Source organism: Sphingomonas sp. (genome assembly GCF_035998645.1).
Lineage (GTDB): Bacteria > Pseudomonadota > Alphaproteobacteria > Sphingomonadales > Sphingomonadaceae > Sphingomonas.
On record NZ_DASYHL010000003.1, the window covers coordinates 896163 to 909501 of the forward strand.

A 13339-nucleotide genomic window follows, 5' to 3' on the forward strand; every position below is an offset into this window, starting at 1 on the left:
CCCAACCCCTCCCCTGAAGGGGAGGGGCTTAGAAAGTGAAAACCGTTTGATGTCCGCTGTGTTGCCCCTCGCCCGCTATGCCAGCGATCCCGCGCGCAGCCGTGGGCGGCTGTTTGACGAGGGGAAGGGGACCGCGCGCGGGCCGCGCGATGCGTTTCAGCGTGACCGCGACCGCATCGTCCATTCGATCAGCTTCCGCCGCCTGCGCCACAAGACGCAGGTGTTCATGGCGCCCGACGGCGACCATTTCCGCGTGCGGCTGACCCACAGCCTGGAGGTGGCGCAGATCGGGCGGACGGTCGCGCGGACTTTGGGGCTGAACGAGGATCTGACCGAGGCTTTGTGCCTGGCGCACGACATTGGCCACCCGCCATTTGGCCATGCCGGTGAACGCGCACTGGAAGAGGCGCTGAGCGGGCGGGGCGGGTTCGACCATAATGGCAACACGCTGCGCGCGCTGATGGTCATCGACTGCCCCTATCCCGGGTGGGACGGGCTGAACCTGAGCTGGGAGACGCTGGAGGGGCTGGCCAAGCATAATGGGCCGGTGACGGCCCCGGGCTGGGCGCTGGCGGCGGCGGACGCGGCGTTCCCGCTGGAGCTGGAGCAGCATAGTTCGCTGGAGGCGCAGGTCGCGGCGATTGCCGACGACATTGCCTATGACAATCACGACATTGATGATGGGCTGCGCGCGGGGCTGCTCACGCTGGATCAGCTGTTGGACGTGCCGCTGGTCGCGCGGGGGTGGGATGCGGTGCGGGCGCGGTTCCCCGATGGCTCGCCAAAGCGGCTGATGCGCGAGCTGGTGCGGGCGCAAATCGGGGTGATGGTCAACGATTTGCTCGAAGAGACGCGGCGGCGGATTGCCGACGGACGAATCGAAACGGCGGCAGATGTGCGCGCGGCCGGGCGGGCGCTGTGCGGCTTTTCCGATGCAATGCGTGAGGAGGAGCGGGCGCTCAAGCGCTTCATGTACGCCAATCTCTATCACCATCGGCACCAGCTGGCGGCGGCCGAGATGGCGCATGGCGTGATCGCGGGGCTGTATGCGGCCTATGCGGCGGACCCGGCGCTGATGCCCGAGGACTGGCGTGAGACGCTGCCGAGCGACGAGCCGTGGCGGAGCCGGCATATCGCCGATTTCATCGCGGGGATGACCGACCGCTACGCGATTTCGCGCTATCGCGAGGTGGTGGGGCCGATCGAACTGCCGGAGGGCTTCTAGGAGACCCTATTCCTCCCCTGAACAAGCTCAGGGGAGGAATGAGTGGATCGCTTAGCGCGAAGCCGTCTGGACGGTGGTCGCAAGCGGCTTGGCGATGCGGAACGACACCGGGGTGCCGCCGACGCGGCCGGTGACGTTCTTGCCGCGGACGACCAGCGTATAGGCCGAGCCGCCGGGGAATGCCTTGCCTTCGAGCACGGTGGCGTCGCCGTCGCGCTTGCTGGTGTAGACATAGGTGACGCCGTCACGCTTGAAGCTGCGCTCGCTCGCATAGGCGGCGACCGGCAGGCTGAGGAGGACGGCGGCGCTGATGAAGGTCTTGATCACGATCTTTCTCCCTTGAAGATTTGAAGGGCCAGATCGGCATCCAATATTGTTCTGTTCTTGCGCCCATTGATATGCTGCGCCGCAGCAATGCCAAGCGCGAAGGATGCAAGTGCGATTGCGCCGGACGCATCGGGGACGAGTCGCGCGCTGGATGCGACGAACTGCGCCGCTGGCACAGATTTGCGACAAAGCGGGCGTAGCGTTCGATGGTCACTCTTCGGGATATTGCCCATGTCGGACGCGAGCATTGCCCTTAACCGGTTCGGATTAGGCGGAAGGGCGGATGCGTCCGCACCCGCCGATCCGCGCCGCGCGCTGATCGAGCAGATGGCGCGGTTCGATGTGCGACCCGGTGCGATTGCGGCGTTGCCCGCCACGCCGGTGATTGCCGCCGCAGTCGCCGACTATCTGGAAGAATTGCGGATGGTGCAGCGCGATTTGCGGCAGGAGCGCCGCACGGGCGATGCCATGCCGGATGGCGAGGCTGCGGACCCCGCGCGACAGGTGCGTCAGGCGGGACGGCAGCAGGGGCGGGATTTCTACATGACCGCCGCTGGCGCGCGCGCGCAGGTGGCGGTGGGGAGCGATACGCCGTTCGTTGAGCGGCTGGTGCATTTCTGGTCGAACCATTTTGCGGTCTCGGCGGACAAGCAGACCATGGTGGGGCTCGCCGGGGCATTCGAGTTCGACGCGATCCGGCCGCACGTGCTGGGCAGTTTCCGCGACATGTTGCACGCTGTGGAGCGGCATCCGGCGATGCTGCTGTACCTTGATCAGGCGCAGTCGGTCGGGCCGGGCAGCGTTGCGGGGCAGGCGGCGGCGCGGCGCGGTGGGCCGCAGCGGGTGGGCCTCAACGAAAATCTGGCGCGCGAGATATTGGAGCTGCACACGCTGGGCGTGCGGACCGGCTATACGCAGGCGGACGTCACCGAATTTGCCCGCGCGATGACCGGGTGGAGCGTCGCGGGGATTACGCGCGGCCCGGCGGCGCGCTTTGCGGGACTTGAGGGCCAGCCCGGCAGCTTTGTGTTTGCCGGGCGCATCCATGAGCCGGGGTCGCGGACGATCCTGGGCAAGAGCTATGCCCAGCAGGGCGAGCGGCAGGCGGCGGCGGTGCTGGACGACCTTGCCGTGCATCCGGCGACGGCGAAGCATCTCGCGACCAAGCTGGCGCGGCATTTTGCCGGGGACGAACCGCCCGCGTCGCTGGTCGGCAAGCTGGAGGCGGCGTTCCTGAAGTCCGGCGGCGACCTGCCGACCGTGTATCGCGTGTTGATCGAGGCGCCCGAGACGTGGGTGGCGCAGCCGGTCAAGTTTCGCACACCGTGGGAATGGTCGATCGCGGCGATGCGCGCGCTCGGCACAAGCGAGATTCCGGGCGAGGCGGTGCTGGGGCTGATGAACCAGCTCGGCCAGCCAGTATGGCGGCCGGGATCGCCAGCGGGCTTCGACGATATCGCCGCGAGCTGGGCCGGGCCGGATGCGGTGATGCGCCGGGTCGAGGCGGCGGAGCGGATGGCGGCGCGCACCCGTGATACGATCGATGCGCGCGCGCGGGCGGCAGTGCTGTTCCCCGGTGCGCTCAGTGCCACGACGAGCCAGGCGATCGCGCGCGCCGAAAGCGCGTCACAGGGCGTCGCGCTCATGCTCGTCGCCCCCGAATTCATGCGGAGATAATGTGATGATCAACCGCCGCAATCTTGTCCTCACCGGCGCAGCGGGTGCGCTGTCGCTGGGCTTCGCGCCGCGCCTTGCCTTTGCGCAGGCGGCGAGCGACCGCCGCTTCGTGTTCATTATCCAGCGCGGCGCGGCCGACGGGCTTGGCACGCTCGCGCCGGTCGGCGATCCGGCGTTTGCCGCGCAGCGCGGGGTGCTGGCGCAGGATTTCGCCGATGTGGCGAAGCTGGACGCGATGTTCGCGCTGCATCCGAACCTCAAGAATGTCGCGCGGATGTATGCGGCGAAAGAGGCGCTGTTCGTCCATGCGGTCGCGTCGCCCTATCGCGACCGGTCGCATTTCGATGCGCAGAATGTGCTCGAGACGGGGGGTGCGGCGGCGTATCAGCTCAAGGACGGGTGGATGAACCGGCTGCTTGCCGTGCTGCCCGCCGATGAGCGCAAGGGCATTGCGGTCGCGGCGACGATCCCGATGGCGCTGCGTGGGAAGGTGGAGGTCGCGTCCTATGCGCCATCGGTCCTGCCCGATGCGTCCGACGATCTGCTCGGGCGCGTGGCGATGCTGTATGCGGAGGATCCGCAACTGCACGCGATTTGGGAACAGGCGACGGCGACGCGGACGCTGACTGGCGATCTGGCGGCGAATAACGGGCGCAATGCCGCTGCGACGGGTGCGCTCGCCGCGCGGTTGCTGGCGGCGGAGAATGGCGCGCGGATCGCGATGATCGAGACGGGCGGCTGGGACACGCATGCCGGGCAGCGCGGACGGCTGGGCGCACAGCTCAACGGCCTCGACCAGATGATTGCGGCGCTTAAGACCGGCCTCGGGCCGCTGTGGGGCAAGACGATGGTGCTGGTCGCGACCGAGTTCGGGCGGACGGTGAAGGTCAATGGCACGCAGGGCACCGACCATGGCACGGCGTCGGTCGCGTGGCTGCTGGGCGGCGCGGTCAAGGGCGGGCGCGTCGTCGCCGACTGGCCGGGGCTGAGCGATGCGGCGTTGTATGAAGGGCGCGATCTGAAGCCGACGGCGGGGCTGGACGCGGTGATCGGCAGCGCGGCGGCGGCGCATTTCGGGGTCGATCCGGCGCGGGCGATGCCGGCGTTGTTTCCGGGGCAGAAAAGCGCGCGGATGCTGGACGGGCTGGTGCGGGTTTAAGGCCGCTATCGTCACCCCCGCTTTCGCGGGGGTGACGGAAGATAGGTGGTCGATCCCGACGGTCTATTTCGCCTTCCGCGCCATCCCCACCAGCGCGGTGGAGGTGATCCCTTCGGGGGGCAGGTCGGCGGCTAGGGCGGCGGCTTCTGCGGCGAAGGCTGTGCGTTGGGCGTCGTCGAGCATCTGCCACACCGGCGACCAGCCATAGGCGAGCTTGGCGTGCTCGCGGAACCAGTCGATCGGTGGGGCGGGCCAGGCATAGTCGACGCGATGGAGTGCTGCGGGCTGTAATCCGGCCTCAAAAAAGGCGGCATCGAGCAGTTCGGGGGTGTTGAACAGCCGCGCCATCGGCAGCGGTACCGGCTGTTCGGGGAACATTCGCTGGGCAGCCTGAGCAAAGAGCTGGGCCGGGCCGGCACCGCCGGCATTCTCCCACACCGCAACCACGGCGAGGCCGCCGGGGCGCAGCACGCGCGCCATTTCGGAAAAGCCCGCAGCAGGATCGGGGAACATGAACACGCCGAAAATCGAGAAGGCGGCGTCGAAGCTCGCTGTGGGGAAGTCGAGTCGCTGGCCGTCCATCACCAGCGCGCGCTGGCCGGGCGTGATCTCGGCAGCGCGGGATTGGGCGATGTCGACCATGCCGGGGGAGAAGTCGATGCCGATCGCGTCCGCACCGTCACGCAGCGCCGCCACCAGCAAAGCGCCCGCGCCGGTCGCGACGTCCAGCACGCGCGCGCCGTGGGGCAGGGCGGCCAGTTCCCACGCCGCTTGCGCATAGCGGCCGGTCATCCGGTCGGCTTCAGCGGCATAGTTGGTGGAGACCGAATCCCAATGGGCGGGATCGTGGATTGCGGGTGCTTTGACGGACATGATGCTCCCATAATGATATAATGTTACATTCGTCAACAGCTTGCTTAGCGCGCCATTTGATCGCACCGATCATGATATGGGCTATGTCACGCTTTTTCTGCTCGCGTTCGGGGTCAATCTGTTGCCCGCGTTCGGGCCGCCGACCTGGTCGATCATCGTGCTGTACGGGATCAATGGCGATCAGCCGCTCTGGGCGCTGGTGCTGATCGGGGCGATGGGGGCGGCGCTGGGGCGGTTGGTGCTGGCGGTCGGGGCGCGGCATTTCGGGAAATGGCTGCCGCAGCGGATGCAAAGCAACATCGCCGCGGCGCGGGTCGCGGTGGAGCGGCGCAAGCATAATGTGCTGATCCTGCTGGCGCTGTTCGTGATCTCCCCCTTGCCGTCGGCGCAGCTGTTCATGGCCGTCGGGCTGGCGCGGGTGCCGCTGCTGGGCTTTACCGCCGCATTCTTCACCGGACGCCTGTTTACCTACTCCTTTTACGGCTGGACCGCGCGCAAGGTGCGCGAGACGGATTTCGGTCAGGTGATGTTTGCCAACCTCACCAGTCCCTGGGGGATCGCGTTGCAGGTGGCGATGCTGGGCCTGCTGGTCGCACTGGTCAGCATCGATTGGGCGCGGTGGCTGAAGGTCGATCGCGACGACGCGCCCAAGGACTGAAGCGGCACCGTCGCGCCCGAAACCAAATCTTTCCCGCCGCACGGCTTTCGGCGGTGCAGCATAAGTCCTATCTGGCGCAGATGGCCCGGTCCGATCCGCCCCCAGCGCCCGAGCGCCTCGACCGCGCCGGGCTGGTTCAGGGGCTGGCTGCTTATGGCATCTGGGGCGTGCTGCCGATCTTCTTCTTTGCGTTGAAGGGGGTTGGCGCGGGCGAAGTGGTTGCGGGGCGTGTGCTGTGGTCGCTCGGGCTGCTCGCGATCGTCATCCTTGCGCTGGGCCGGACGTCGGCGATCATCGCCGCGTTGCGCAACCGCCGCGCGATGCTGTTGCTGAGCGCCAGCGCGGCGCTGATTTCGGTCAACTGGCTGGTCTATATCTGGGCGGTGCAGAATGGGCATGTGCTGGAGGGGAGCCTTGGCTATTTCCTCAACCCGTTGGTCAATGTGCTGCTGGGCGTCGTGCTGCTGCGCGAGAAGCTCGGGCGGGCGCAGACGGTGGCGGTCGGGCTGGCCGGGATTGGCGTCGCGGTGCTGGCGGTGGGGGCGGGGCAGGGCATCTGGATCAGCCTGACGCTGGCCTTTTCGTTCGGCTTCTATGGACTCGTCCGCAAGGTTGCGCCGGTCGGCGCTTTGGAAGGGCTGACGCTGGAGACCGCGATCCTCGCGCCGCTCGGTCTTGGCTATCTGTTCTGGCTATCGACCCATGGCGGGCTGGAGTTCGGCAATGAGCCGGTGGCGACGACGTTGCTGGTGCTGTCGGGCGTGGTGACGGCGGTGCCGCTGTTGCTGTTTGCCGGGGCGGCGCGGCGACTGCCCTATTCGACGCTGGGGCTGTTGCAGTATCTCGCGCCGACGATGCAGTTCGTGCTGGCGATCACCTATTTCGGAGAGCGCGTGACGACCGCGCACCTGATCTGTTTCGCGCTGATCTGGACGGGCCTTGCGATTTACGCCGCCGATGGGTTGCTCGCTGCACGGAGACGCCGCGTCATTGCGTGACGAACCGCGCGCGCTGCGCTAGAGGGTCCGCCTCCTGAAACCATCGGACCTGCACATGACGCTCTATCCCCGTTTCGCTGCCCATCTCGACGCCGCGCTGGATGCCCTGGTCGCATCCGGTGACCTGCCGGCTGGGCTGGAGCGACGCGCGGTGACGGTGGAGCCGCCGCGTGACGTGACGCATGGCGACCTGGCGACCAACGCCGCGATGGTGCTGGCCAAGCCGGCCGGGACCAATCCGCGCGCGCTGGCCGAGAAGATCGCGGCCGAGCTGGAGAAGATCGACGCGGTGTCTTCGGTGTCGGTCGCCGGGCCGGGCTTCATCAATATGAGTCTGACCGATGGCACCTGGCGCGACGAGCTGGCCGCGATCCATGCGGCGGGCGATGCCTATGGCCGGTCGCAGGGTGGCGCGGGCGTCACCGTGAACATCGAATATGTCTCCGCCAACCCGACCGGCCCCATGCATATGGGCCATTGCCGGGGCGCGGTGGTGGGCGATGCGCTCGCCAGCCTGCTCGAAGCGGTCGGGCACAAGGTAATCCGCGAATATTATGTCAACGACGCGGGCGGGCAGGTCGATGTCCTCGCGCGGTCGGCGCATCTGCGGTACCGCGAGGCGCTGGGCGAGACGATCGAGATCCCCGAGGGGCTGTATCCGGGCGACTATCTCATGCCCGTTGGCGAGCGGCTGGCGCGCGAGCATGGTGATGCTTTCATCGGCAAGGACGAGAGCGAATGGCTGGCGCTGTTCCGCAAGGAAGCCGTCGCCGACATGCTGGTGATGATCCGTAGCGACCTCGCGTTGCTCGGCATCCACCACAATCTGTTCTCGTCCGAGGCGGAGCTGCAGGCGGCGGGGAAGCCCGAAGAGGCCGAGGCGTGGCTGCGTGCGCGCGACCTGATCTATGACGGCGTGCTGGAAGCGCCCAAGGGCGAGTTGCCCGATGACTGGGAGCCGGTCGAGCTGCCGCTGTTCCGCTCGACCAAGTTCGGCGACGATCAGGATCGCCCGATCAAGAAGTCGAACGGGCAATGGACCTATTTCGGTGCGGACATGGCGTATCATTTCCAGAAGGCGCAATCGGCCGACCAGCTGATCGACATCTGGGGCGCGGACCATGCCGGGACGGTCAAGCGGATCGTCGCCGCGGTGACCGCACTGACCGAGGGGAAGACGCGGTTCGACGTCAAGCTGGTCCAAATGGTGCGCCTGTTGCGCGCGGGCGAGCCGGTGAAGATGTCCAAGCGCTCGGGCAATTTCGTCACGCTGGCGGATGTGGTGCAGGAAGTGGGCAAGGACGTGGTCCGCTTCACCATGCTGACGCGCAAGGCCGATGCGCAGATGGATTTCGACTTTGCCAAGGTGGTCGAGGCGTCGAAGGACAACCCGGTTTTCTATGTCCAATATGCCCATGCGCGGGTCGCTTCGCTGCACCGGCGCGCGGCGGACGCGGGGCTGGACCTGTCGGGAGATGCCGACCTGTCCCTGCTTGATACACGCGAGCTGGCGCTGGTGAAGCTCGCCGCGCAGTATCCGCGCGTGGTCGAGGGCGCAGCGGCGGCGCGTGAGCCGCATCGGATTGCCTTTTATCTCTATGACTTGGCCGCCGAATTCCACGCCTGGTGGAATATGGGCAATGACGATCCGTCGCGCCGCTTCATCCTGCCCGACAATGTGCCGCTGACCCGCGCGCGGCTTTCCCTCGCCGACGCGATCGGGCAGGTTGTGCGCAACGGCCTCAACATCATGGGGGTCGAGGCCGTTCAGGAGCTGAGCTGAATGAACGCGGGTGAGGACTATAATGACGACCGGCTGCCGTGGCTGGAGACGGTCGAGGATGAATATCGCGAGGGGCCGTCGGCGCTGCGCATCATCCTGCTGGTACTGGTCGGGCTGGCGATCATCGCCGCCGCGCTGTTTGGCTGGTGGTGGTATCAGCGCACGGTGACGGGCGAGGGCACCGGCGCGCTGATCAACGCGCAGGAAGGCAGCTACAAGGTCAAGCCCGACGAACCGGGCGGGATGAAGGTCGAGGGCGAGGGCGACACCGTCTTCGCCGCGAGCGAGGGCGCGACCACCAACGGCTCGGTCGATGTTTCGGCGGTGCCGGAGACTCCGGTGGATGGCAAGGCCGCGCCCAAGGCGAGCCCGGCCCCGGTCAAGGGCGCGAGCCGCGTTGTCGCGCCGATCCAGAGCGGGTCAGTGCCCAAGGCTGCTGCACCGACGCAGGCTGCGCCCGGGCCGTCGGCGGGCAGCGCGACGATCCAGCTCGGCTCTTTCCCCAGTGAGGCGGAAGCGAATGTGGCGTGGACGCGGTTGGCGAAGCGGTTTTCCTACCTCGCCCCGCTGGGCAAGGGGATCGCCAAGGCGGATGTGAACGGCAAGACGTTCTACCGGCTCCGCGTGAATGCCGGCAGCAACGGGCAGGCGCGCGAGCTGTGCGGCAAGCTGAAGGCGGCGGGCGAGGCGTGTTTCCTGGCGGGGGGATGATTTTTTAGAGCGCGCCTCTGGAATCTTGGTCGCGCCCCTGTTCTAACCGCGCCATGAAGCCTGTCATTTTCGGCCTGTCCGGCCCTGTCCTTACCGCCGACGAAGCCGCGTTTTTCCGCGACGCGGATCCGCTTGGCTATATCCTGTTCGGGCGCAACTGCGTCGATCGGGCGCAGATGCGCGCGCTCACCGACAGCTTGCGCGACCTGTCCGGCCGTGACGATGTGCCGATCCTGATCGATCAGGAGGGCGGGCGCGTCGCGCGGATGGCGCCGCCGGAATGGCCAGCCTTTCCCGCCGGACCTGCGTTTGATGCGCTGTATGAGGTCGCGCCGTCATCGGCGATCGAGGCGGCGCGGGCGAACGGACAGGCGCTGGCGCTGATGCTGGCCGAGGTCGGGGTCAATGTGAACTGCGCGCCGTTGCTCGACGTGCGCATGCCGGAGACGACGCCGGCAGTGGGCGGGCGGACGTTCGGGAGTGATCCGATGCGGGTGGCGGCGCTGGGCCGCGCGATGCTCGACGGGATGGCGAAGGGCGGGGTGGTCGGCGTGGTCAAGCATATGCCGGGGCATGGCCGCGGTGTGGTCGACAGCCATTATGAGCTGCCGGTGGTCGATGCCGATGATGCGGCGCTGGAGCGGGATATCGAGCCGTTCCGCACGCTCAAGGATGCGCCGATGGCGATGACCTGCCACGTCGTGTTCAAGGCGTGGGACGCGGAGCACCCGGCGACGCTGTCGCCCACCGTGATCCGCGACGTGATCCGCGGGCGGATCGGCTTCGACGGCCTGCTGATGACCGACGATATCGACATGAAGGCGCTGACCGGCACGGCGGGCGAGAAGGCGGCGCAGGCGATTGCGGCAGGGTGCGACGTCGTGCTCGATTGCTGGGCGCGGATGGGCGAGATGGAAGAGATTGTCGGGCGCCTGAGCGACGCGCCGCCGGTGACGCTGGCGCGGCTGGAGCGGGCGATGGCAAGCGTGCGGCTCGAGGCGGGCGAGATCGACGCGCTGGTCGCCAAGCGGGAGGCATTGCTGGCGCTGGCATGAGCGATCCCGCGCCCCTCACCATCGACATCGACGGCTGGGAAGGGCCGCTCGACCTGTTGCTGGCGCTGGCGCGGAGCCAGAAGGTCGATCTGCGGCAGCTGTCGATCCTGCAGCTGGTCGACCAGTATCTCACCTATGTGAACGAGGCGCGCGAGCTGCGGCTGGAACTGGCCGCTGATTATCTGGTGATGGCGGCGTGGCTCGCCTATCTCAAATCGGCGCTGCTGCTGCCGCGCGATCCGGAGATCGAGCCGAGCCCGGAGGAAATGGCGCTGCGGCTGCAATTGCGGCTGGAGCGGCTGGCGGCGATGCGCGAGGCGGGGGCGCGGCTGGTGGCGCGGGATCGGCTGGGGCGCGACGTGTTCACGCGCGGCGCGCCCGAGGGGTTGAAGACGGTGCGCAAATCGCGCTGGCAGGCCGAAATCTATGACCTGATCTCCGCCTATGGCCAGATCAGCGCGCGCACGCGGCCGGTGATGCACATCGTCGCGGTGCGCCCGGTGATGACGCTGGAGGATGCGATCCACCGCGTTTCCGAGCTGATCGGGCAGCGGGTCGAGTGGAGCACGATTGAGAGTTTCCTGCCCGAGGATGCCAGCGGTTCCTATCGCAAGTCAGCGCTGGCCAGCTCGTTCGTCGCGGCGCTGGAGCTGGCGAAGCAGGGACGGGTCGAGATCCGCCAGAAGTCGGCGTTTGCGCCGTTGTATCTGCGGGGGATCGAGGCATGACGCCGCCCGATGAAACGATGCGCGCGGTCGAGGCGGTGCTGTTTGCGGCGGAACAGCCGCTGACGCTGGCGGACCTGCGCGCCTATGTCGGGGATGAAGCGGATATCGCGGCGGCGCTGGCGGCGCTGGCGGAGCATTATGCCGGGCGCGGGGTCGAGCTGGTCGAGCGCGGCGGGCGGTGGCATTTCCAGACTGCGCCGGACCTCGCCAATTTCCTGCGCCGCGACCGCGAGGACAGCCGCAAGCTGAGCCGCGCCGGGATCGAGACGCTGGCGATCATCGCCTATCACGAGCCGGTGACGCGCGCGGAGATTGAGGCGATTCGCGGGGTTCAGATCAGTAAGGGTACGCTCGACGTGCTGATGGAGGCCGGGTGGATCCGCCCGGCGGGGCGGCGCGAGGTGCCGGGACGACCGCTGATGTATGCGACGACGCCCGAGTTCCTCAGCCATTTCGGGCTGGCGAGCCGCCGCGACCTGCCCGGAATCGACGATCTGCGCGCCGCCGGGCTGCTCGATCCGGTCGATTTGGCGTTTGAAGCCGCACATTCGGAAGCCGGTGGCGGGGAAGCGGTAGAAACCCCGGACGAAGACGACTAGATAGGCGCAGAATCAACGGAGAGTTCCGATGGGTAGCATGAGTCTGGTGCATTGGCTGATCGTCGGTGTCCTCGTAATACTTCTGTTCGGGGGCAGCCGCTTCTCGAACATGATGGGTGACGTCGCCAAGGGCATCAAGCAGTTCAAGAAGGGCATGGCCGAGGACGACGAGGCCCCCGCCAAGCCCGCCGAGATCGAGGCGAAGCGGGTTGTCGATCCGCAGCCCCAGGCGCAGAACACTGCGGCTGAAGCGCGTCCGGCGCAGGACGAGCGCTGATATTTCCGCTGCGGCGCTTTGCCGCGGCCTTGCGGACCGGCTGATCGATGCTCGATTTCAACGCACCCGAATTTCTGGTGGTGGGCATCGTCGCCCTGCTGGTCATCGGGCCGAAGGACTTGCCAAAGGCGATGCGCTTTGTCGGCCACTGGGTCGGCAAGGCGCGCCGCGTCGCGAGCCAGTTCCGCAGCGGGCTGGACACGATGGTCCGCGAGTCCGAGCTCGCCGAGATGGAAAAGAAATGGGCGGAGGAAAATGCGCGGATCATGCGCGAGCATCCGCCCGAAAAGATGCTGACGGGGCCGGTCTATGACCCCAATCCGCAAGGGGCGACTCCGGCGAATATCGCTGGGCCGGACGATGACGCGCCGCCGGCGATGGTCGAGCCCCCGGCGCTGAAGGCCGAGCCTGCCGATGCGGCGCTCGATACCCCTGTCGAACCGACGCGCAAGCCGCGCGCACCACGCAAGAAGAAGGCGGAGTCGTGAGCGACACCGACGAACTCGCCAATAGCGAAGCGCCGCTGCTCGACCATCTGATCGAGCTGCGTCGGCGGTTGCTCTACTGCGTCGTGGCGCTGGTGCTGACCTTTGGCGTCTGTTTCTACTTCGCCAAGCCGATCTTTGGGTTTCTGGTCCATCCGCTGGCGGCGGCGGGGCAGGACAAGCTGATTTTCACCCAGATTTTCGAAGCCTTCATGGTGCAGATCAAGGTCGGGTTTTTCGGGGCGTTGATGTTCTCCTTCCCGATCATCGCCAACCAGCTGTGGCAGTTTGTCGCACCCGGCCTGTATCGCAAGGAAAAGCGCGCACTGCTGCCCTTCCTGCTGGCGACGCCGGTGTTGTTCGTATCGGGGGCGGCGCTGGCCTATTATTTCGCGATTCCTGTCGCTCTCAACTTCCTGCTCGGGCTGGAGGGCGATCTGGGCGGCGGGGTAACGCAGGAAGCGTTGCCGGCGGTCGGCAATTATCTCGACTTCGTGATGCAGTTCATTTTTGCGTTCGGCATCTCGTTCCTGCTGCCGGTGCTGCTGATGCTGCTCGAGCGCGCGGGGATCGTGACGTATGAGCAGCTGAAGAGCGCGTGGCGCTATGCGGTAGTCGCTGCCTTTGCCATCGCTGCAGTGCTGACGCCGCCGGATATCGGGTCGCAGCTGCTGCTCGCGGGGCCGCTGTGCGGGCTGTATTTCCTGTCGCTGGTCGCGATCTGGTTCACGCGCAAGCGCCGTGAAAAAGAAACGGCGGCCGAAGCCGCCGCAGGGGAATAGCG

Annotated in this window: 16 protein-coding genes; 13 read left to right on the forward strand and 3 right to left on the reverse strand. The window is 67.1% G+C overall.

Annotated features, from left to right (window positions below; genetic code table 11):
* Window positions 1-49 precede the first annotated feature (49 nt).
* On the forward strand, window positions 50-1225 hold the full coding sequence (locus tag VGN66_RS08190) for a deoxyguanosinetriphosphate triphosphohydrolase (protein WP_414713186.1): 1176 nt from the start codon (window positions 50-52) through the stop codon (window positions 1223-1225).
* A 51-nt stretch (window positions 1226-1276) separates the two neighbouring features.
* Here VGN66_RS08190 and VGN66_RS08195 read toward each other — a convergent pair whose 3' ends face one another.
* Both VGN66_RS08195 and VGN66_RS08200 read right to left on the reverse strand, forming a co-directional pair.
* On the reverse strand, window positions 1277-1552 hold the full coding sequence (locus tag VGN66_RS08195; protein ID WP_327518344.1) for a hypothetical protein: 276 nt from the start codon (window positions 1550-1552) through the stop codon (window positions 1277-1279).
* Entirely contained in the window at window positions 1549-1785 is a 237-nt protein-coding gene (locus VGN66_RS08200) for a hypothetical protein (RefSeq protein WP_327518345.1), read from the reverse strand. Before VGN66_RS08200 ends, VGN66_RS08195 begins: the two co-directional genes overlap by 4 nt.
* On the opposite strand from VGN66_RS08200, the gene VGN66_RS08205 reads away from it, so the two are divergent.
* Both VGN66_RS08205 and VGN66_RS08210 read left to right on the forward strand, forming a co-directional pair.
* Entirely contained in the window at window positions 1784-3229 is a 1446-nt protein-coding gene (locus VGN66_RS08205) for a DUF1800 domain-containing protein (RefSeq protein WP_327518346.1), read from the forward strand. The genes VGN66_RS08200 and VGN66_RS08205 overlap by 2 nt on opposite strands.
* A 4-nt stretch (window positions 3230-3233) precedes the next feature.
* Window positions 3234-4388, forward strand: coding sequence for a DUF1501 domain-containing protein (locus tag VGN66_RS08210; RefSeq protein WP_327518347.1), 1155 nt, complete (start codon window positions 3234-3236; stop codon window positions 4386-4388).
* A gap of 63 nt (window positions 4389-4451) precedes the next feature.
* On the opposite strand, the gene VGN66_RS08215 is transcribed toward VGN66_RS08210, so the two are convergent.
* Window positions 4452-5261, reverse strand: coding sequence for a class I SAM-dependent methyltransferase (locus tag VGN66_RS08215; protein WP_327518348.1), 810 nt, complete (start codon window positions 5259-5261; stop codon window positions 4452-4454).
* Between the two features lie 76 nt (window positions 5262-5337).
* Between VGN66_RS08215 and VGN66_RS08220 the strand changes: the two genes are divergently transcribed.
* From VGN66_RS08220 to tatC, 10 genes are all read left to right on the forward strand, one after another.
* Complete coding sequence (locus tag VGN66_RS08220; protein WP_327518349.1) at window positions 5338-5919, forward strand: VTT domain-containing protein; 582 nt, start codon at window positions 5338-5340, stop codon at window positions 5917-5919.
* Window positions 5920-5999: 80 nt separating this feature from the next.
* A complete protein-coding gene (rarD, locus tag VGN66_RS08225; RefSeq protein WP_327518350.1) occupies window positions 6000-6917 on the forward strand; it encodes an EamA family transporter RarD in 918 nt (305 codons plus the stop codon).
* A 55-nt stretch (window positions 6918-6972) separates the two neighbouring features.
* Complete coding sequence (argS, locus tag VGN66_RS08230; protein ID WP_327518351.1) at window positions 6973-8700, forward strand: arginine--tRNA ligase; 1728 nt, start codon at window positions 6973-6975, stop codon at window positions 8698-8700.
* Window positions 8701-9411 (forward strand): SPOR domain-containing protein, encoded by a 711-nt coding sequence (locus tag VGN66_RS08235; RefSeq protein WP_327518352.1) that lies wholly within the window; start codon window positions 8701-8703, stop codon window positions 9409-9411.
* Between the two features lie 53 nt (window positions 9412-9464).
* Window positions 9465-10466: a beta-N-acetylhexosaminidase gene (nagZ, locus tag VGN66_RS08240; RefSeq protein WP_327518353.1), complete on the forward strand. Its 1002-nt coding sequence runs from the start codon at window positions 9465-9467 to the stop codon at window positions 10464-10466.
* On the forward strand, window positions 10463-11194 hold the full coding sequence (locus tag VGN66_RS08245; RefSeq protein ID WP_327518354.1) for a ScpA family protein: 732 nt from the start codon (window positions 10463-10465) through the stop codon (window positions 11192-11194). The genes nagZ and VGN66_RS08245 overlap by 4 nt, the downstream gene beginning before the upstream one ends.
* Window positions 11191-11793 carry an SMC-Scp complex subunit ScpB gene (gene scpB / locus VGN66_RS08250; protein WP_327518355.1) on the forward strand — a complete coding sequence of 201 codons (603 nt, stop codon included), beginning with the start codon at window positions 11191-11193 and terminating at the stop codon, window positions 11791-11793. Before VGN66_RS08245 ends, scpB begins: the two co-directional genes overlap by 4 nt.
* A 28-nt stretch (window positions 11794-11821) precedes the next feature.
* A complete protein-coding gene (locus VGN66_RS08255; RefSeq protein ID WP_327518356.1) occupies window positions 11822-12070 on the forward strand; it encodes a twin-arginine translocase TatA/TatE family subunit in 249 nt (82 codons plus the stop codon).
* Between the two features lie 47 nt (window positions 12071-12117).
* Window positions 12118-12558, forward strand: a complete 441-nt coding sequence (tatB, locus tag VGN66_RS08260; protein WP_327518357.1) for a Sec-independent protein translocase protein TatB — start codon at window positions 12118-12120, stop codon at window positions 12556-12558.
* The gene (gene tatC, locus VGN66_RS08265; RefSeq protein ID WP_327518358.1) at window positions 12555-13337 is read left to right on the forward strand and encodes a twin-arginine translocase subunit TatC; all 783 of its coding nucleotides are present in this window, start codon (window positions 12555-12557) and stop codon (window positions 13335-13337) included. Before tatB ends, tatC begins: the two co-directional genes overlap by 4 nt.
* Window positions 13338-13339 lie beyond the last annotated feature (2 nt).